Annotated in this window: 16 protein-coding genes and 1 pseudogene; 11 read left to right on the top strand and 6 right to left on the bottom strand. The window is 63.9% G+C overall.

Annotation, left to right across the window (positions count from 1 at the left end):
• Window positions 1-12: 12 nt before the first annotated feature.
• Window positions 13-126, bottom strand: a pseudogene (locus PverR02_RS32445) (outer membrane lipoprotein carrier protein LolA); the annotation flags it as partial.
• Between the two features lie 21 nt (window positions 127-147).
• On the opposite strand from PverR02_RS32445, the gene purD reads away from it, so the two are divergent.
• The 3 genes from purD to PverR02_RS03155 all read left to right on the top strand — a co-directional run bounded on the left by purD (window position 148) and on the right by PverR02_RS03155 (window position 6,497).
• The gene (gene purD, locus PverR02_RS03165; protein ID WP_017849672.1) at window positions 148-1,440 is read left to right on the top strand and encodes a phosphoribosylamine--glycine ligase; all 1,293 of its coding nucleotides are present in this window, start codon (window positions 148-150) and stop codon (window positions 1,438-1,440) included.
• A 101-nt stretch (window positions 1,441-1,541) separates the two neighbouring features.
• Complete coding sequence (locus tag PverR02_RS03160; protein ID WP_017849673.1) at window positions 1,542-4,313, top strand: hybrid sensor histidine kinase/response regulator; 2,772 nt, start codon at window positions 1,542-1,544, stop codon at window positions 4,311-4,313.
• A gap of 1,587 nt (window positions 4,314-5,900) precedes the next feature.
• Complete coding sequence (locus PverR02_RS03155) at window positions 5,901-6,497, top strand: MarC family protein (protein WP_017849674.1); 597 nt, start codon at window positions 5,901-5,903, stop codon at window positions 6,495-6,497.
• Here PverR02_RS03155 and PverR02_RS03150 read toward each other — a convergent pair.
• The 5 genes from PverR02_RS03150 to cobG form a co-directional block, all read right to left on the bottom strand.
• On the bottom strand, window positions 6,494-7,273 hold the full coding sequence (locus tag PverR02_RS03150; RefSeq protein ID WP_046384853.1) for a ubiquitin family protein: 780 nt from the start codon (window positions 7,271-7,273) through the stop codon (window positions 6,494-6,496). The genes PverR02_RS03155 and PverR02_RS03150 overlap by 4 nt on opposite strands.
• A 237-nt stretch (window positions 7,274-7,510) precedes the next feature.
• Window positions 7,511-9,148 carry a precorrin-3B C(17)-methyltransferase gene (gene cobJ / locus PverR02_RS03145; RefSeq protein ID WP_079442748.1) on the bottom strand — a complete coding sequence of 546 codons (1,638 nt, stop codon included), beginning with the start codon at window positions 9,146-9,148 and terminating at the stop codon, window positions 7,511-7,513.
• Window positions 9,148-9,879, bottom strand: a complete 732-nt coding sequence (locus PverR02_RS03140; RefSeq protein ID WP_017849677.1) for a precorrin-2 C(20)-methyltransferase — start codon at window positions 9,877-9,879, stop codon at window positions 9,148-9,150. Before PverR02_RS03140 ends, cobJ begins: the two co-directional genes overlap by 1 nt.
• Window positions 9,879-10,505, bottom strand: a complete 627-nt coding sequence (locus PverR02_RS03135) for a precorrin-8X methylmutase (RefSeq protein ID WP_046384855.1) — start codon at window positions 10,503-10,505, stop codon at window positions 9,879-9,881. The genes PverR02_RS03140 and PverR02_RS03135 overlap by 1 nt, the downstream gene beginning before the upstream one ends.
• Entirely contained in the window at window positions 10,498-11,850 is a 1,353-nt protein-coding gene (gene cobG / locus PverR02_RS03130) for a precorrin-3B synthase (RefSeq protein WP_079442747.1), read from the bottom strand. Before cobG ends, PverR02_RS03135 begins: the two co-directional genes overlap by 8 nt.
• 38 nt (window positions 11,851-11,888) lie before the next feature.
• Between cobG and cbiE the strand changes: the two genes are divergently transcribed.
• The 8 genes from cbiE (at window position 11,889) to PverR02_RS03090 (ending at window position 18,391) form a co-directional block, all read left to right on the top strand.
• Window positions 11,889-13,094, top strand: coding sequence for a precorrin-6y C5,15-methyltransferase (decarboxylating) subunit CbiE (gene cbiE, locus PverR02_RS03125; RefSeq protein WP_079442746.1), 1,206 nt, complete (start codon window positions 11,889-11,891; stop codon window positions 13,092-13,094).
• Entirely contained in the window at window positions 13,091-13,810 is a 720-nt protein-coding gene (locus tag PverR02_RS03120) for a cobalt-precorrin-6A reductase (RefSeq protein ID WP_079442745.1), read from the top strand. Before cbiE ends, PverR02_RS03120 begins: the two co-directional genes overlap by 4 nt.
• 356 nt (window positions 13,811-14,166) lie before the next feature.
• The gene (locus PverR02_RS03115; RefSeq protein WP_079442744.1) at window positions 14,167-14,469 is read left to right on the top strand and encodes a type II toxin-antitoxin system RelE/ParE family toxin; all 303 of its coding nucleotides are present in this window, start codon (window positions 14,167-14,169) and stop codon (window positions 14,467-14,469) included.
• Window positions 14,470-14,472: 3 nt separating this feature from the next.
• Window positions 14,473-14,763, top strand: coding sequence for an addiction module antidote protein (locus PverR02_RS03110; protein ID WP_046485673.1), 291 nt, complete (start codon window positions 14,473-14,475; stop codon window positions 14,761-14,763).
• Between the two features lie 96 nt (window positions 14,764-14,859).
• Entirely contained in the window at window positions 14,860-15,255 is a 396-nt protein-coding gene (locus PverR02_RS03105; protein WP_046485671.1) for a DUF2946 domain-containing protein, read from the top strand.
• A 47-nt stretch (window positions 15,256-15,302) separates the two neighbouring features.
• Complete coding sequence (locus PverR02_RS03100; RefSeq protein WP_046384861.1) at window positions 15,303-15,785, top strand: copper chaperone PCu(A)C; 483 nt, start codon at window positions 15,303-15,305, stop codon at window positions 15,783-15,785.
• Between the two features lie 11 nt (window positions 15,786-15,796).
• Window positions 15,797-16,222 carry a DUF2946 domain-containing protein gene (locus PverR02_RS03095; protein ID WP_079442743.1) on the top strand — a complete coding sequence of 142 codons (426 nt, stop codon included), beginning with the start codon at window positions 15,797-15,799 and terminating at the stop codon, window positions 16,220-16,222.
• A gap of 93 nt (window positions 16,223-16,315) precedes the next feature.
• Window positions 16,316-18,391, top strand: coding sequence for a TonB-dependent copper receptor (locus PverR02_RS03090; protein ID WP_026140374.1), 2,076 nt, complete (start codon window positions 16,316-16,318; stop codon window positions 18,389-18,391).
• Window positions 18,392-18,499: the final 108 nt, after the last annotated feature.

Here is an 18,499-nt window from a genome sequence, read left to right as displayed (position 1 = left end):
GCACCGCTTCCCGACTGTAGGAGCGAGCTTGCTCGCGAAAAACTCAAAAACGCCACGAGGTGTCAGGTTTCCCTCGTTATCGTTGACGACCTTCGCGAGCAAGCTCGCTCCTACAGGGAAGCACAGCGTTTCTCAGAGGTTTTTGAAATGAATGTTTTGATTATTGGCAGCGGTGGCCGTGAACACGCCCTGGCCTGGAAAGTTGCCCAGGACCCACGCGTCCAGAAAGTATTCGTAGCCCCCGGCAACGCCGGCACCGCCATTGAAGCCAAGTGCGAAAACGTCGCCATCGACGTGCTGGCCCTGGAACAACTGGCGGATTTCGCCGAGAAAAACGTTTCCCTGACCATCGTCGGTCCGGAAGTGCCGCTGGTTGCCGGTGTCGTCGACCTGTTCCGCAGCCGCGGCCTGGACTGCTTCGGCCCGACCGCCGGCGCGGCCCAGCTGGAAGGATCCAAGGCATTCACCAAGGATTTCCTGGCGCGCCACAAGATCCCGACCGCCGACTACCAGAACTTCACCGAGATCGAGCCAGCCCTGGCTTACCTGCGTGAAAAAGGCGCGCCGATCGTGATCAAGGCCGACGGTCTGGCCGCGGGCAAAGGCGTGATCGTCGCCATGACCCTGCAGGAAGCCGAAGACGCCGTGCGCGACATGCTCGCCGGCAACGCCTTCGGTGAAGCCGGTTCGCGCGTGGTCATCGAAGAATTCCTCGACGGCGAAGAAGCCAGCTTCATCGTGATGGTCGACGGCAAGAACGTCCTGCCGATGGCCACCAGCCAGGACCACAAGCGCGTCGGCGACGGCGACAGCGGCCCGAACACCGGCGGCATGGGGGCTTACTCCCCGGCCCCGGTCGTGACCAGCGAAGTGCATCAGCGTGTGATGGACCTGGTGATCTGGCCGACCGTGCGCGGCATGGCCGATGAAGGCAACGTCTACACCGGTTTCCTCTACGCCGGTCTGATGATCGACAAGGCCGGTAACCCGAAGGTCATCGAGTTCAACTGCCGCTTCGGCGACCCGGAAACCCAACCGGTGATGCTGCGCCTGCAATCGAGCCTGGTGCTGCTGGTGGAAGCCGCGCTGGCCCAGGCCCTGGACAAGGTTGAAGCCCAGTGGGACCCACGCCCGAGCGTCGGCATTGTGCTGGCAGCCGGCGGTTACCCGGCCGACTACGCCAAGGGCGATGTGATTGAAGGCCTGGACGCGGCGGCGACGCTGGAAGGCAAAGTGTTCCATGCGGGCACTGCGCTGCAGGACGGCAAGGTGGTGACCGCAGGTGGCCGTGTGCTATGTGCCACCGCGATGGGCGCCAGTGTCGACGCTGCACAGCAACAGGCTTACAAACTGGCGGCGAAAATCAGCTGGAACGGCTGCTTCTACCGTAAAGATATCGGCTATCGCGCGATTGCCCGTGAACGTGGCGAGACTCATTAAGTCGCTATCCGTTCGGTTAGGTAAGGGCCTCTGGCCCTTGCCGTACTCGTATGACCCCGCGCATAGTTAACCCGTGCTTCAACCTACGAAGGGATTTCGCCGTGCGCTGGCTCAGGATCGCCATAGGTTTCACTGTCAGTCTGCTGACACTGCTCTGTTTGCTCCCGGCCCAGGCCGCTGCGCAAGGCAGTGGCTGGGCAGTATTGCTTGATGAACAGGCCGACCTGCAACTGAGCGATATCCGTTCGCCCCGCTACACCAATCAATTCAGCCCCATCGAACTGGACCGGATCACTGCCGCCGAGCCGGACGGTGCGTTGTGGGTACGCTTCAAGCTGCAACCCGGCCAGCACGAGCAAGTGCTGCGGGTGTTTGCCCCGGACGTTTCCCTCCTGAGTCTGTATGTGCTGGATGGCGACACCCTGGTGGAACAGCAAACCACCGGCACGCGCCAGCCCCAGGCCGAGCGCCCGCTGCCCAGCAGCGACTTCATGCTGCCGATGCCCCAGAGCCCGAAGCCCCTTGAGGTGTACCTGCGCCTGGTCTCGGAACACGAACTGCGCCCCTATATCACCCTGGAGCCGGCCGTACTCGCCGCCGCCGACCAAAGCCAGACGCTGATCTACGGCCTGCTGTTCGGCTGTCTGCTGATGCTGATCCTGCACAACCTCTCCCGCTTCGCCTACCACCGCTCACGCAGCAGCCTGTGGCTGGCGGCCTGCGAAGTGCTGCTGCTGCTCAGCCTGGCGTTGCTGCTCAACCTGCTGGGGCCATGGCTGCAGAACTGGCACGCGATCCAGACGCCGGGCGCCTACCTCGCCCTGCTGCTGACCGCACCGTGCGGGCTGATGTTTGCCTATCGCTTCTTCATGCCGCTGGGCCCGCACCCGCTGAACAAACTGTTGATGGCCGACATTCTGTTGATCGTGCTGTGCGGCCTGCTGCTGTTGTTCGTCAACACGTTGCCGCTGAACATCATCACTTACGTCCTGGTGGCCCTGGCCGGCCTGAGCATGTTGTTTGTCTCGGCCTATCACTGGCAAAAAGGCTACCGGCCGGCGCGGTTGTTCGTGGCGGGGATGGTGGTGTTCAACATCGGCACACTGATCATCCTGCCTGCCTTGCTTGGCCTCACGCTGCTGGCGCCGCAAGGCTTGATCATTACCCTGCTCAGCTTTATCTGCCTCAGTGGCCTGCTGATGAGCCTGGCCCTCGGCGAACGCCAGCGCGCCATCGTCGAAGCACGCTTCAGCCTCAGCCGCGAGCTGGCGGCCAGCAACGCCGAAATCGCCGCCAAGGCCGAGTTCCTGGCGAAGATCAGCCACGAAATCCGTACCCCCATGAACGGCGTGCTGGGCATGACCGAGCTGCTGCTGGGCACGCCGTTGTCGGTCAAACAGCGCGACTATGTGCAGACGATCCACAGCGCCGGTAACGAACTGCTCACACTGATCAACGAAATCCTCGATATCTCCAAGCTGGAATCCGGGCAGATCGAATTGGACGACGTGCAGTTCGACCTCAATGCGCTGATCGACGACTGCCTGAGCATCTTCCGCGCCAAGGCCGAGCAGCAGAACGTCGAGCTGATCAGCTTTATCCAGCCCCAGGTGCCGCGGGTGATCAGCGGCGACCCGACGCGCCTGCGCCAGGCGATGTTGAGCCTGCTGGAAAACGCCCTGCAGAAAACCGATGAAGGCGAAGTGTTGATCGTCGTCGCCCTCGACGAGCGCAGCCCCAAGCCGCGCCTGCGCATTGCCGTGCAGGACAGCGGCCTGCCAATGGAAGCCGCCGAACGCGATGCGTTGCTGCACAGCGAACTGCACAGCAAGAACTTCCTCTCGGCCACCCGTTTGAGCGGCCACCTGGGCCTGGTCATCGCGCGCCAGTTGATCCTGTTGATGAACGGCGAATTCGGCATCAAGAGCGGCGCACAACAAGGCAGCACCCTGTGGCTGACCCTGCCGCTGGACCCGGAACGCCTGGAACACCCGACCTCCGACCTCGACGGCCCGCTCAAGGGTGCGCGGGTATTGGTGGTGGACGACAACGACACCTGCCGCAAAGTGCTGGTGCAGCAATGCACCGCCTGGGGCCTGAATGTCAGCGCCGTGCCGTCGGGCAAGGAAGCCCTGGCGTTGTTGCGCACCAAGGCGCACCTGCGTGATTACTTCGACGTGGTGCTGCTGGACCAGAACATGCCCGGCATGACCGGCATGCAACTGGCAGCCAAGATCAAGGAAGACCCGAGCCTCAACCACGACATCCTGCTGATCATGCTCACCGGCATCAGTAACGCGCCGAGCAAGATCATCGCGCGCAATTGCGGGATCAAGCGCATCCTCGCCAAGCCGGTGGCCGGCTACACCCTCAAGACCACCCTGGCCGACGAACTGACCCAGCGCAGCAAAGGCGGCGGGCAGCCACGCGCGCCCCTCAACGCGCCGGCGGCCATCATCGTGCCCAGCGACTTCCGCATCCTGGTGGCCGAAGACAACAGCATCTCCACCAAAGTCATCCGCGGCATGCTCGGCAAGCTCAACCTCAACCCGGACACCGCGAGCAACGGCGAAGAAGCCCTGCAGGCGATGAAGGCCCAGCGCTATGATCTGGTGTTGATGGACTGTGAAATGCCGATCCTCGATGGCTTCTCCGCGACCCAACAGTTGCGGGCCTGGGAAGTCAGCCACCAGCGCATTCGCACGCCGGTGGTGGCGCTCACCGCACACATCCTCTCGGAACACAAAGAGCGCGCACGCCAGGCCGGGATGGACGGGCACATGGCCAAGCCGGTGGAATTGTCACAATTGCGCGAGCTGGTGGAGTACTGGGTGGCGCAGCGTCAGCCACGGCCGGAGCATGCGCCCTCTTAACGTCAAATGCGATCGAATGTGGGAGGGGGCTTGCCCCCGATGGCGGTGGACCAGTCACCTATGCATCGGCTGAAAGCCGGCGATGGCAAGCTTGCTCTCGATAGCGCTGGAACAGTTACAAATAAGCTGACTGCCACACCGCTATCGGGGGCAAGCCCCCTCCCACACTGAGCCTGCGTCTGCCACACAATGGATGAACACCACAGATTCCTATGTGGGAGGGGGCTTGCCCCCGATGGCGGCGGACCAGTCACCTATGCATCGACTGAAAGACAGCGACGGCAAGCTCGCTCCCGATAGCGCTGGAACAGTTACAAATAAGCTGACTGCCACACCGCTATCGGGAGCAAGCCCCCTCCCACACTGAGCCTGCGTCTGCCACACAATGGATGAACACCACAGATCCTATGTGGGAGGGGCTTGCCCCCGATGGCGGCGGACCAGTCACCTATGCATCGACTGAAAGCCGACGATGACAAGCTCGCTCCCGATAGCGCTGGAACAGTTACAAATAAGCTGACTGTCACACCGCCATCGGGGGCAAGCCCCCTCCCACACTGAGCCTGCGTCTGCCACACAATGGATGAACACCACAGATCCTATGTGGGAGGGGGCTTGCCCCCGATGGCGGTGGACCAGTCACCTATGCATCGACTGAAAGCCGGCGATGGCAAGCTTGCTCCCGATAGCGCTGGAACAGTTACAAATAAGCTGACGGTCACACCGCTATCGGGGGCAAGCCCCCTCCCACACTGAGCCTGCGTCTGCCACACAATGGATGAACACCACAGATCCTATGTGGGAGGGGGCTTGCCCCCGATGGCGGTGGATCAGTCACCGATGCATCGACTGAAAGACAGCGATGGCAAGCTTGCTCCCGATAGCGCTGGAACAGTTACAAATAAGCTGACTGCCACACCGCTATCGGGAGCAAGCCCCCTCCCACACTGAGCCTGCGTCTGCCACACAATGGATGAACACCACAGATCCTATGTGGGAGGGGCTTGCCCCCGATGGCGGTGGACCAGTCACCTATGCATCGACTGAAAGCCGGCGATGGCAAGCTTGCTCCCGATAGCGCTGGAGCAGTTATAAATAAGCTGACTGCCACACCGCTATCGGGGGCAAGCCCCCTCCCACACTGAGCCTGCGTCTGCCACACAATGGATGAACACCACAGATCCTATGTGGGAGGGGGCTTGCCCCCGATGGCGGCGGATCAGTCACCGATGCATCGACTGAAAGACAGCGATGGCAAGCTTGCTCCCGATAGCGCTGGAACAGTTACAAATAAGCTGACGGTCACACCGCCATCGGGGGCAAGCCCCCTCCCACACTGAGCCTGCGTCTGCCACACAATGGATGAACACCACAGATCCTATGTGGGAGGGGGCTTGCCCCGATAGCGGCGGATCAGTCACCGATGCATCGACTGAAAGACAGCGATGGCAAGCTCGCTCCCGATAGCGCTGGAACAGTTACAAATAAGCTGACTGTCACACCGCTATCGGGAGCAAGCTCCCTCCCACATTTGATCTCTGTCGCCTGATAGACTCCGCCAATCTCCTTCTGTCGCGAGCCACCCCCATGCTCCACGTGTTATTCAGCGTTTACCTGAAGATGCTGGTGCTCTACAGCCCGTTCTTCGTGTTGTCCTGTTTTATCAGCCTGACCCGCGGCTATTCGAGCAAGGAACGGCGACGCCTGGCCTGGAAAGTGGCGTTGGCGACGCTGGTGTCGAGCGTCTTGCTCTACCTGTTCGGCCGGGTGATTTTCAGCGTGTTCGGCATCACCGTGGACGCTTTCCGCATCGGCGCCGGCAGTGTGCTGTTCATCTCGGCCCTGGGCATGGCGCAGGGCAAGTCGGCGGTGCAGACCGATAACGTGCAGCAGGACGTGACCATCGTGCCGCTGACCATTCCGCTCACCGTCGGCCCCGGCACCATCGGGGCGCTGCTGGTGATGGGCGTCAGCCAGCCCCATTGGGACGACAAAATCGCCGCCATCCTCAGCATCGCCCTGGCCAGCTTCACGGTGGGCGTGGTGCTGTATTTGTCCAACCGTATCGAACGGATTCTCGGTGACCAGGGCTTGCAGATTGTCAGTCGCTTGATGGGCTTGTTCGTGTGCGCCTTGGCCGCACAAATCATCTTTACCGGGGTGCGCGGCTACCTGGTGCCTTAGATCCGGTATTTGGCGATCGCCAGTTGCACCTTGTCGCCCGCACTCTCACGCATCAACTGGATGGTTTTTTCGTTGACCACCGAGGTATTCAGCACCAGGCAGGTTTGCCCGCTGAAGGCCTCGAACGAGGAACTGTCCCACTCAAGAAAAGGCAGCCCCACGTGCTTGCTGACGCCATGGGAGCTGTAGGTCACCAGCACCATCATGACTTCGCCGTCGGTTTCGGCGCAGGACGCCAAGCCAAAATCGCCGCCCTGATGCACGCTGCTATTGCGCTTGAACAGCTCGAATGACGCCGGCATCTGTTTCAATGTTTCCAGCGCATCGGCGGCCAGTTTCGGCAGCGCCGTCAGCAGAGGCCCGGCCAGTGAGGTCGAGGCCAGCAGGGTGGCGATGATATTCAGCGCCGCCAGTTGCACCGTCAGCCCCTTGCCGGCGCTTGAGACCCGCTCGAACCGGCTGCGCACCGGCAGCCAGCCCAGGCTGATCATCACCTTGATAAATTCGTCGTACCAGCCCTCCGTGCCGCGACTGATCTTCAAGACATCGCTGACGTAGCTGCTGGCCAACAGATAGCTTTTGCGGATGTATTCGCGGTTCAGGCCGCTCAGGCCGTCGGCGAACGAGATCACGCCATTGTTGACCACCGCCGCGTTGCAGCCGTCCTCGGTATCCAGCGGTAAAGCCGCGTGCGTCCCCGGCGCGCCGGGCAGCTTATAGGCGGCAATCAATTTGCGCCGCTTGGTGCTGTTGATCCTTCTGTGATGTCGCTCCATTTTCAGTTCTCCACAAGCACCCCACATGGGGCGTGTGTCCACACTAGTCCAGGCGCCGACGGGCTTTCCACACGACAAACATCCCTTGCCGGCAGCGCTCGCAAAGCGCAGCCCAGCATTCGTTGGGCGCCCCACGGGCAGTTCCGGATTTCATCGATAAAAAAAGAAAAAGCCCCGAATCACGGCAGGTGTTCACCCAGCGTCATTCGGAGCTTTCCGGCGCTCGCGCGGCGCTTTTCAGGAGGCCGGTTTTTCGCCATACCAGCGCGGCGTGTACACCCACTCACCGCCGCCGGCGCGCGGGAACGCGCAGGTGGTGGACGAGCCGATCAGCACCATGGTCCGCATGTCCACCTGTTCCGGGGTCAGTTGCCCCAGCGTGGTCACGCGCAGGGTCTGGCCCGGCCGCCCGATATCGCGGCCCAGCACCACCGGCGTTGCGGCGTTGCGGTGTTGCGCGACAATCTCCAGGGCACGCCCCAGTTGCCACGGCCGCGCACGCGAGATCGGGTTGTAGAACGCCAGGGCCAGGTCGGCCTGGGACGCGAGGTCCAGGCGCTGCTCGATGATCGACCAGGGCTTGAGGTTGTCCGACAGCGACATCACGCAGAAGTCGTGCCCCAACGGCGCGCCGGCCTGGGCCGCGGTGGCCAGGGACGCGGAAACGCCCGGCAGGATTTCCAGCTCGACTTGGTGCCAGGCCGGGTCGTCGGACTCGTGCAGCGCCTCGATCACCGCCGCCGCCATAGCGAACACACCAGGGTCGCCGGACGACACCACCACCACCGAACGGCCTTGGGCGGCCAGCGCGAAAGCGTGGCGGGCGCGCTGCATTTCTTCACGGTTGTCGGTGCAGTGCTGCACCTGATCGTCGCGGAACGGCCCGGCCATGCGGACGTAGGTTTCGTACCCCAGCACATCGGTACAGCGCGCCAGTTCGGCCTTCACCGCCGGCACCATCAGGTCGGCGGCGCCAGGGCCGAGGCCGATCACCGCAAGACGGCCACGCGGGCGACCGACCTGGGACACGTCCAAGGGCTGTTCGGCGACCGAAACAACGATGTCCGCCGCTTGCTCCACCTCGGCGAAACGCAGCGGCACGCCTAACTCCAACGCCGCTTCGTGCAACGACGGTTCGGCCATCTGGGTATCGCTGGCCAACAGGCAGGCCAGTGACTGCAGGGCAATCCCCGAGGCATGCAACGCGCCACGCACACGCTGCGCCAATTGCGCGCTGGGCTTGCAGGTGACGCACACGCTCTGTGGATAAATCAGCAACTCGTTGGCCGCCGGCACGCGCTCGGCGCTGCCTACGTGGATCGCCAGGCGCGCCTGTCGGTCCTGCGCCAGGTTGGCCTGGTCAAGCCACGGCGCCGCGCCTTCGATACGCACGCTTTCGCCGGCAAGCAGGTCGCTGACGAAGCGCTTGCCCAGCTCCAGGTCCGCCAGTTGATAACCGGCCGGAGGGTTGAGCAGGCACGTGCCGAAACGCAGCTCGCCACTGGTGGTGATCGCGGCGGCCACGCCCAACGCCGCGGCAATCTCCCGCGCCATGTCATTCACCCCGCCCAGGCCACCGAGCAACGGCACCACCGCGCTGCCGTCTTCGGCCACGGCCAGTACGGCGGGTTCTTCACCTTTTTCCAGCAGCAGCGGCGCCAGGGTGCGGATCACGATACCGGCGGCGCACAGCGCGATCAGCGGCGTGCCTTGCTGATAGAGCTGGCGCAGGGTCGCGCCGAATTCGCGGTAGCTCTGGTCCGCGCCGTCGACCCGGCCCAGCAGGCCGTGGATCACCGCGCCCGGATACACCTGCGCAATCCTGCGCGCCGTGGCCAGGCTGCCCTGCCCGAGGATGACGATCGCCGGGCGCATCAACCTTGCCACCGTTCACCGGGCACGATGATCAGCGAGAAATACGGCGAGGACATCGGCTCGACTTGATCCAGCGGGACGATTTTCTGGTTGGCCATGGTCGCGCGCTCCACATACAGCGCACGCTCGGCCAGGCCGAGTTCTTCGAGCACCTGGCGCACCTTGGGGAAGTTGCGCCCCAGCTTCATGATCACCGCCGCATCGGCATCCGCCAGGCGACGCTTGAGGTCTTCATGGGGCAGCACCCCCGACAGCACCGACAGGCTCTGGTTGCGATACACCAGCGGCGCGCCGAGCACCGAGGCGCCACCGAGCATCGAACACACGCCGGGGATGACCTGCGCTTCGTAGCGCTCGGCCAGGCGGTCATGCAGGTACATGTAGGAGCCGTAGAAGAACGGGTCGCCTTCACAGATCACCGCCACATCGCGGCCGGCGTCCAGGTGCGCGGCGACGTCCTGGCTGGCGCTGTCGTAGAAATCGCTGATCACCTGTTCATAGGACAGCGGCGCCGGCAACGCTTCGGTGGTCACCGGGTACACCAGCGGCATCAGGGTTTGCTGCGCCACCAGGTGGTCTTCGATGATGCCGAAGGCGTTGCCCTTTTTGCCCTTGGCCACGAAGTACGCCACCACCGGCGATTCGCGCAGCAGGCGCAGGGCCTTGAGGGTGATCAGTTCCGGGTCGCCGGGGCCGACGCCCAGGCCGATCAAACGTCCGCGTGCCGGCATTATTCGACCTCCGTGGCCAGGGCATTGACCGCCGCGGCCGCCATCGCACTGCCGCCCAGGCGGCCCTGCATGATCACGAACGGCACGCCACGGCTGTCGGCGGCCAGCATCGCCTTGGATTCGGCGGCGCCGACGAAGCCCACCGGGAAGCCAAGGATCAACGCCGGTTTCGGCGCGCCGGCGTCGAGCATTTCCAGCAGGTAGAACAAGGCGGTCGGCGCATTGCCGATCACCACCACACTGCCGGCCAGGTGCGGGCGCCACAGTTCCAGGGCGGCGGCGGAGCGGGTGTTGCCCAGCTTCTGCGCCAACGCCGGCACGCGTTCGTCGCGCAGGGTACAGATCACTTCGTTGTTGGCCGGCAGCCGCGCACGGGTCACGCCTTCGGACACCATCCGCGCATCGCACAGAATCGGCGCACCGGCGGCCAGCGCCTCGCGCCCGGCCTTGCCTGCGCCTGCGGAGAACTGCAGGCCGTCGATCGCCTCGACCATGCCGCAGGCATGAATCACGCGCACCGCGAGTTTTTCCAGGTCGGCCGGGATGCGCTCCAACCTGGCTTCCGCGCGAATAATGGCGAAGGAGTTGCGATAGATCTCCTGACCGTCGCGGATGTAATCAATCATCGGTGTTGCTCCGTGGGTGAGCGCGCAGCAGGGCGCCCGCCGCTTCAATAGAAAGAGTGCGCGCGTGCAGCCGGCCGAAACCGGGCTGGGCTGCTTCGCGAAAATAGACGTCGTAATGGCCGGGGCTGACCGCCAGCAAGGTCACCGGCGCGATGTGCGCGGCGGCGCAGGAACGCGCGCAGCCAGACAGATGTACCGCGTGGCCGGGGCGCAGCGCGGCCAGTTGCATCGCGTCGGCCTTGGTATCGGCCAGGCCTTTGCCGCAGCCGCTGGAGCCGGTGCAGGCGATCAGCTGCGCCAGCGGCTGGTCGGCCGAGCAGAGGAAGCCCAGCCGTTCCAGGCGCGCGGTGATCGCGGCGGCATCCTGGCATTTGGCGTTGGGCAGCAGCAGGCCTTGCCAGGGGGTAAAGCGCAGCGTGCCGTCGCCATACTCATCGGCGAGTTGCGCTGCGCCCTTGAGCATGGAGGCGTCGAGTCGACCCAGCGGCGTCACGGCGGTCACGTAGACCCGACCGTGCTGACGCTGTGGATAACTTCCCAGGTGCAGCCACGCCCCGCTGGCCGGGCGCTTGAAGCCATCGACCGGCAATAACGGCAGGTCCAGCCCGACCAGGAAGTTATCCACAGGCAGATGACGCATGCGTGTTTGCGCCGGCGTGGCCAGGTCCAGAAACCGTTCCAACACCGCCACCACCAAGGCATGCCCCTGCTCCAAGCGCACGGCCGCCAACGGCGCATCCAACCCCGGGCAGCCGGCCAGGCCGAACGCGAGCAGTGTTTCGCCGCCCTGCTCAAAGGCCGACAGCCACAGGTCATGGTGATGTTCGAGCATCGCCAGGGTTTCACCGCCATCCAGTTGCACCGCGAACTTGGCCGACAGCTCGTGGAAGCGCGTGTGGTTTTGCAGGGTGGCGAGGATCTGGTCGGCCAGCGGGCGCGTATCGAACAGCATCTGCGGGTCGATACCGGCGCTGGGGCTGAGCATCAGGTTGCGCACGTCGTCACCGGCGGCGGTGCTGGGGCCGAGGCCTGCGGCAAGGAGCATCGCGATCAAGGCCTGCTGCTCGGCGCCGATCCCGCGGATCTGCAGGTTGGCGCGGTTGGTCGCCTCGATCACCCCGCCCGCATAGGCCTGGGCCGCGTCCGCCACGGCATGGGCTTGTGCGGCGCTGATCGCGCCGCCGGCCAGTTTGATCCGGCAGATGCCGCCGTCCAACGCCTGGACGATACGCAGCAACCCCGGGCAAGCCGAGGGGCGCAAGGTGTTCAGAGCAGGGATTGGGTTCACGGGGCTACCGGTTCGCGGGTCAAGGCGCGGTATTATGCCTGCTTTGTCCGACGGCATGAAAAGCCTGCCCGTCGGATGTCGTTCAAGGAATTCATATGTCGCCCTGGCTGACGGTAATAGGCATCGGTGAAGACGGCTTCAAAGGGCTCGGCAGAAACGCCCGGCACGCCGTGTTGCGTGCCGCGCGGATCATCGGTGGCCAGCGCCAATTGGACCTGTTGCCGGTGTGCGTGCGCGGCGAACGCCAGTTGTGGCCGAGCCCGTTTTCCCTGGCGCCGCTATTGGCGCGACGCGGTGAACCGGTGTGCGTGCTGGCCAGCGGCGACCCGATGTTCTACGGCGTCGGCGCCAGCCTGGCGCGGCAGGTGCCGGCTGAAGAGATGCTGATTTTGCCGGCGCCCTCCTCTGTGTCGCTGGCGGCGGCGCGCCTGGGCTGGGCGTTGCAGGACGTGATGACGTTATCGGTGGTGGCCCGGCCCTTGACGGCGTTGAATGCACATCTGGCCAGCGGCGTGCGCTTGCTGGTGTTGAGCAACGATGGGCAGAGCCCTGCCGCGATTGCCGCGCTGTTGGCTGAATCCGGCTTTGGGCCGAGCCGCCTCAGCGTCTTTGAACACCTGGGCGGCGCGGCTGAGCAGCGTGTCGATGGCGTGGCCCACGCTTGGCCGCACGCCGCGGTCGCCGATCTGAACCTGGTCGCCATCGACTGCCAGGCCGACGCCGATGCCCCACGCCTGTCGCGCCTCGCCGGCCTGCCGGATGTGGCATTCAAACACGACGGCCAACTGACCAAGCGCGACGTGCGCGCCATGACCCTGGCCCGCCTGGCGCCACTGCCCGGCGAATTGCTCTGGGACGTGGGCGCGGGCAGCGGCTCCATCGGCATCGAGTGGATGCGCGCCCACCCGAGCTGCCGCGCCTTGGCGATTGAAGCCGATGCCGGCCGCCAAGGCCTGATCGAACACAACCGCGACGCCCTCGGCGTGCCCGGCCTGCAACTGGTGCGCGGCACCGCACCCGCGGCCCTCGGCGGCCTGGAAACGCCCGACGCGATCTTCATCGGCGGCGGCGTCACCCGCGACGGCGTGCTCGAGACCTGCTGGCAGCACCTGCGCCCCGGTGGCCGCCTGGTCGCCAACGCCGTGACCCTGCAAAGCGAAATGACCCTGATGGCCTGGCGCGCCCGACACGGCGGCGAACTGACCCGCCTCCACGTGGCCCAGGCCCAGCCGCTCGGTGAATTCGACACCTGGCGCCAGGCGCTGCCGATCACCCTGCTGGACGTGATCAAGCCCCTATGAAACCGATCCTGCTACTGGGCGGCGTCACCGAAGCCCTCGCCATCGCCCGCACCCTCGGCCCCGAACATATCTACAGTCTGGCCGGTGTGGGCCGCGTGCCGACCGACCTCACCTGCCAGGTGCGTGTCGGTGGCTACGGCGGGGTTGAAGGGTTGGCGCAGTTCGTGCGCGACAAACACATCGGCCTGATCCTCGACGCCACCCACCCGTATGCGGCACAGATCAGCCAAAACGCCGCCCAGGCAGCACGGTTGTGCGGTGTGCCGTGTTGGGCCCTGCGCCGCCCGGCATGGCGACCGCAAGCGGGGGATGACTGGCGCGAAGTCGCTGACTGGGCCGAGCTGATCGAGGCCCTGAAACCCTTCAAGCGCCCGCTGTTCACCTTGGGCCGCGAGCCGTTGCAGCATCTTGATGAGATCCCGCAGGAGCAGTTCTGGACACTGCGCGCGCTGGAGGTATATCCAGGCAATGAACGCTGCGAAGTCATTGGCGCGCGTGGGCCGTTTCTGATCGAAAACGAGCGTGCGTTGTTCGAACGACAAAAGATCGATGTGCTGATCAGCAAGAACAGTGGCAGCACCGCCACCGAACCGAAGCTGGAAGTGGCGCGCGAGCGAGGGGTGCCGGTGTTGGTGTTGAGGCGGCCGGTGTTGGCTACGGCGGATCGAGAATTTACAGCCGTGGCTGCGGTGCTACAGGCAATATCGTCTCGCTAAACGACACCTCGCCAATGTGGGAACTTGCTCCCGTTCAACGGCGTAGCAGTCGCATGATCGCTGAGTTTGCATCGATGTCCGCAGACTAGAGATCACGTTTGCGACCAGCAACCTCAAACAAGGTGTCGCACGTTTCTGTTTGTACGAAGACCTAGCCAAAACACCCACTGTTTGGTTTACCCAGCAGAAAGACGATTCACCTTACGACCAACTCCGAACCAGCCGGCTAGTTCAGCCAAAAGCTCCCGCCCTAACCTCCCCTCTCGCGGTTTTGCACCCGCTTCCGCGATGGGGATGCACTGCAGTTGCAGCGCGTCGCAACTTGCCATCCTGTATCCCAAGGAATACGATTTGCGATGATTGAGTTCGAAGAATCCATTGAGTTTGTCAAATGGCTCGAAGCAATGCGCGATCCGCTCGCAAAAGTACGCATTGTGACAAGGCTGCGCATGGCGCAAGCAGGAAACTTCGGCGACTGTGAGGCTGTAGGAGAGGGCGTTTGCGAAATGCGAATCCACCAAGGCCCCGGGTATCGGGTTTACTTCACTCGCCGAGACAAGGTGGTTTATCTGCTGCTGATGGGCGGCGACAAATCAACACAAAGCAGAGACATCCAGCGTGCAATACACATGGCAAAAAATCTTGGCCGCAAGGAGTGACTTATGAGCGAATCCTTTACCCGTTTCGATGCCGCAAAATATCTCAAGACTCCTTTTGAGATGGCCGCCTATCTGGATGCTTGCTTTGAAGAAGATGCTGGCGACGGTCTGTTGATTCGCACAGCGTTGAACGATATCGCTCGCGCCCAAGGCATGACCCAAGTCGCTCGCGACGCCGGCCTAGGACGAGAAAGTTTGTACAAAGCCCTCTCCAGCACTGGCAATCCCGAGTTCGCGACTATCATGAAAGTCATGAAAGCGCTGGGCCTCAAGCTTCACGCCACCGCGCTCTGACACACTGCGACACCAAACCACACCGCCACTTTTTACTTATCCCCCCCGATCAGGCTAAATACCCGCCTGATCGTTTAACCCTACGGATTGTCCGCCATGGCCCGTCAACGCTTTGCAATCGTCTGGATCGCCTGCTTTGCAGTGCTGTTCAACGCCTTTGCCATGCCGCTGGCCGGGGCGATGCAGCAGTCCAAGGACCCCGCGCAGCAACTGTTGTGGGGCAGTTTCTGTTCGTCCAATGGCGCCAGCCTGAAAACCGTTGCCCTGGGCAAGTTGGACATTCCGGCACCGGCGCAGGACGATCATTCCGCCATGCAGCATTGCTGGTGTTGCTCGGGCTCGGCGCCGTTGGTGGCGTTGCCGGGGCATGTGCCGCAGTTGTATGTCACGCGGTTCGAGGCGGCGCAGAGCCTGCCGCCGCCGTCATTGCAGTCCCCGACGCCGCGCCAGCAATGGCCGAGCCTTAACCCGCGCGCCTCTCCAACGGTCTGATGGTCTTCGCAAGTGAACTGCGTTTAGAACCGTTCTGGAGAACTGCCATGCTCAAATCTTCCCTGCTTCTGGCCGCATTGCTGCTGCCGGTGTTCAGTGCTGCCAATGCCGACGACTTCAAGGCCGGCGACCTGCTGGTCAGCGATCCCTGGTCCCAGGAATTGCCCCCCAACGCGCCGACCGTCGCGGCCTACTTTGTGGTTCACAATACCGGCGAAACCCCGGACCGCCTGCTCAGCGCCAAGACGCCGGTGGCGGACAAGGCCGAACTGCATGAGCATGTGATGCAAGGCGCATTGATGAAGATGCAACAAGTGCCCAGCGTTGCCGTGCCGGCCAAGGGTGACTTGACCTTCGCGCCCATGGCCTATCACGTGATGTTGCTGGGCCTCAAAGACCGCAGCGTACTGGCCGACGGCAAGCACTTCCCACTGACCCTGACCTTCGAAAAAGCCGGGGACGTCGAGGTGCAAGTGTCCGTGCAGAAAGTCCCGCCGATGGCACCCCACGAGCATAAACACGGCGAGTAGGCCAACACTCGATGGGCGCCCCTCGCGCCAGGTTGTCCGCGCCGCGCCGCAGGCCCGTGAGCCTTAAGCGCGGCAGTTGGATCAGCCTGTTCGCCATGCTGATGATCTTTATCGGTCCGCTGATTTCCCAAGCGATGCCGATGAATCAGCACGCCGGTATGTCCATGAGCATGTCCATGGACATGCCCGAGTGCCACGGCGAACCGCAACACCGTCCGCCTCAAAAACAAGCCCCCGACGAACACCACGTCCTCTGGGAAAAGTGCGGCTATTGCAGCCTGCTCTTCAGTTGCCCGGCACTGCCCGGCAGCGTGTCCTACCTCACCCTCGGCGCCCCATCGCCGGCCAACGCCCTCACCCCCTCACCGCGCCTGGGCCATGCCCGGCAGAGCATTTTCCCCGGCGCGCGCAGCCGTGCCCCACCCATCGCCGCGTAAGCACTTGACACCGTTACTTCACCCCGGCCGACGTTAGACAGACAGCCACAGGCTGCTGGCCGTGTTGTTTACGATTGATAGATGGAATTTTTCATGTCCAGGTTTTCTGCTGACACCCGTTTGGGAAGCACTCCCGTGTTCGCCGTTCTGTGCGGCGCGCTCTTGATGCCACAGGCCCATGCCGATACCGATGAGCACGCCGAGCACGAACTGAGCCCCACCGTGATCACCGCGATCGCCCCCAGCTCGCCGCTGACCGTGGTCACCAACCCGAAAGACCCGCGCCAGCCAGTGCCCGCCAGCGACGGCGGCGACTATCTCAAGACCATCCCCGGCTTCGCCCTGGTGCGCAACGGCGGCACCAACGGCGACCCGGTGCTGCGCGGCATGTTCGGCTCGCGCCTGAACATCCTCACCAACGGCAGCATGATGCTCGGCGCCTGCCCGGGCCGGATGGACGCGCCCACTTCGTACATTTCCCCGGAAACCTACGACACACTCACCGTGATCAAAGGCCCGCAAACCGTGCTCTGGGGCCCGGGCGCGTCGGCCGGCACCATCCTGTTCGAGCGCGAGCCCGAGCATTTCGGCGAACTGGGCACGCGGCTCAACGCCAGCGTGCTGGCCGGCTCCAACGGGCGCTTCGACAAAGTCATCGACGCCGCTGCCGGCGGGCCCCTGGGTTACGTGCGGGTGATCGGCAACCAGGCACACGCCGACGACTACAAGGACGGCAACAACGACACTGTCGCCTCGCGCTACGACAAGTGGAACGGTGACGTCGCGGTCGGTTTCACCCCCGACGCCGACACCCTGCTCGAACTCACCGCCGGCCGCGGCGATGGCGAGGCGCGCTACGCCGGGCGCGGCATGGACGGCTCGCAGTTCCTGCGCGAAAGCCTGGGGCTGCGCTTCGAAAAATCCAATATCGGCGAGGTGCTGGACAAGGTCGAGGCCCAGGTCTACTACAACTACGCCGACCACGTCATGGACAACTACAGCCTGCGCGTCCCGTCGGGCACCGGGATGATGGCAGGCCCCATGGCCTCCAACGTCGACCGCCGCACCCTCGGCGCGCGGATCAAGGCGACCTGGCGCTGGGCCGACCTGCAACTGATCGGCGGTCTGGATGCGCAGACCAACGAACACCGCCAGCGCAGCAGCATGGGCGTCGACACCTACAAGGATTTGCCGCGCAACAAAGACGCCAACTTCCATAACTACGGCGTATTCGGCGAACTGACCTGGTACGCCGCCGACCGCGACCGCCTGATCACCGGCGCGCGCCTGGACCGCGCCTCGGCCCGGGACTTCCGCCAGACCATCGGCTCAGGCATGTCGGCACGCGCCAACCCGACCGCCGATGACACCCGCGCCGACACCCTGCCCTCGGGCTTCATGCGCTACGAGCACGACCTGGCAGACACCCCGACCACGCTCTACGCCGGGCTGGGCCACGCCGAACGCTTCCCGGACTACTGGGAACTGTTTTCCCCCAACACCGGCGCGGCCGGTTCGGTCAACGCGTTCGATGGCGTGAAACCGGAAAAAACCACCCAACTCGACTTCGGCGCGCAATACAAGACCGCCGACCTCGAAGCCTGGGCCTCGGGTTACGTCGGGCAGGTGCGCGACTTCATCCTGTTCGACTACCGGACCGGAATGATGGGCACCACGTCCCAGGCGCGCAACGTCGACGCACGGATCATGGGCGGCGAACTGGGCGCGGCGTACAAGCTGACCCAAAACTGGAAGGCCGACGCCACCCTCGCCTACGCCTGGGGCAAGAACAGCAGCGACGGCAAGCCCCTGCCGCAAATGCCGCCGCTGGATGCGCGCCTGGGCCTGACCTACAGCGAGGACGACTGGAGCGCCGGCGCCCTGTGGCGAGTGGTCGCCGCGCAAAACCGCATCGACCAGAACAAAGGCAACGTGGTCGGCAAGGACTACGACAAGAGCGGCGGCTTTGGCGTGTTCTCGCTGAACGCGGCGTACCGCATCAATAAAAACTTCAAGGTCAGTACCGGCGTCGACAACCTGTTCGGCAAAGCCTACGCCGAGCATTTGAACCTGGCCGGCAACGCCGGGTTCGGCTACCCGGCCAACGATCCGCAGGCCATCAAGGAGCCGGGGCGCACGCTCTGGACCAAGGTCGACATGAGCTTCTAAAGCATCGGGATCAGCCCCCTCCCACACTTGAAATGCACTTCAAATGTGGGAGGGGGCTTGCCCCCGATGGCGGTGTAACTGACCCCAAAAAAACAAAACCTTGCGGAG

It is taken from the genome of Pseudomonas veronii (assembly GCF_002028325.1).
Taxonomy (GTDB): Bacteria; Pseudomonadota; Gammaproteobacteria; order Pseudomonadales; family Pseudomonadaceae; genus Aquipseudomonas; species Aquipseudomonas veronii.
This window is presented reverse-complemented; position numbering and strand designations above follow the sequence as displayed.

What these genes read in the sequence shown, in the direction of transcription:
- purD (WP_017849672.1), top strand. Translation starts at nt 148, where the DNA reads ATGAATGTTTTGATTATTGGCAGCGGTGGCCGTGAACACGCCCTGGCC.
- PverR02_RS03155 (WP_017849674.1), top strand. Translation starts at nt 5,901, where the DNA reads ATGCTCCACGTGTTATTCAGCGTTTACCTGAAGATGCTGGTGCTCTAC.
- PverR02_RS03150 (WP_046384853.1), bottom strand. Translation starts at nt 7,273, where the DNA reads ATGGAGCGACATCACAGAAGGATCAACAGCACCAAGCGGCGCAAATTG.
- cobJ (WP_079442748.1), bottom strand. Translation starts at nt 9,148, where the DNA reads ATGCGCCCGGCGATCGTCATCCTCGGGCAGGGCAGCCTGGCCACGGCG.
- PverR02_RS03140 (WP_017849677.1), bottom strand. Translation starts at nt 9,879, where the DNA reads ATGCCGGCACGCGGACGTTTGATCGGCCTGGGCGTCGGCCCCGGCGAC.
- PverR02_RS03135 (WP_046384855.1), bottom strand. Translation starts at nt 10,505, where the DNA reads ATGATTGATTACATCCGCGACGGTCAGGAGATCTATCGCAACTCCTTC.
- cobG (WP_079442747.1), bottom strand. Translation starts at nt 11,850, where the DNA reads ATGCCGTCGGACAAAGCAGGCATAATACCGCGCCTTGACCCGCGAACC.
- cbiE (WP_079442746.1), top strand. Translation starts at nt 11,889, where the DNA reads ATGTCGCCCTGGCTGACGGTAATAGGCATCGGTGAAGACGGCTTCAAA.
- PverR02_RS03120 (WP_079442745.1), top strand. Translation starts at nt 13,091, where the DNA reads ATGAAACCGATCCTGCTACTGGGCGGCGTCACCGAAGCCCTCGCCATC.
- PverR02_RS03115 (WP_079442744.1), top strand. Translation starts at nt 14,167, where the DNA reads ATGATTGAGTTCGAAGAATCCATTGAGTTTGTCAAATGGCTCGAAGCA.
- PverR02_RS03110 (WP_046485673.1), top strand. Translation starts at nt 14,473, where the DNA reads ATGAGCGAATCCTTTACCCGTTTCGATGCCGCAAAATATCTCAAGACT.
- PverR02_RS03105 (WP_046485671.1), top strand. Translation starts at nt 14,860, where the DNA reads ATGGCCCGTCAACGCTTTGCAATCGTCTGGATCGCCTGCTTTGCAGTG.
- PverR02_RS03100 (WP_046384861.1), top strand. Translation starts at nt 15,303, where the DNA reads ATGCTCAAATCTTCCCTGCTTCTGGCCGCATTGCTGCTGCCGGTGTTC.
- PverR02_RS03095 (WP_079442743.1), top strand. Translation starts at nt 15,797, where the DNA reads ATGGGCGCCCCTCGCGCCAGGTTGTCCGCGCCGCGCCGCAGGCCCGTG.
- PverR02_RS03090 (WP_026140374.1), top strand. Translation starts at nt 16,316, where the DNA reads ATGTCCAGGTTTTCTGCTGACACCCGTTTGGGAAGCACTCCCGTGTTC.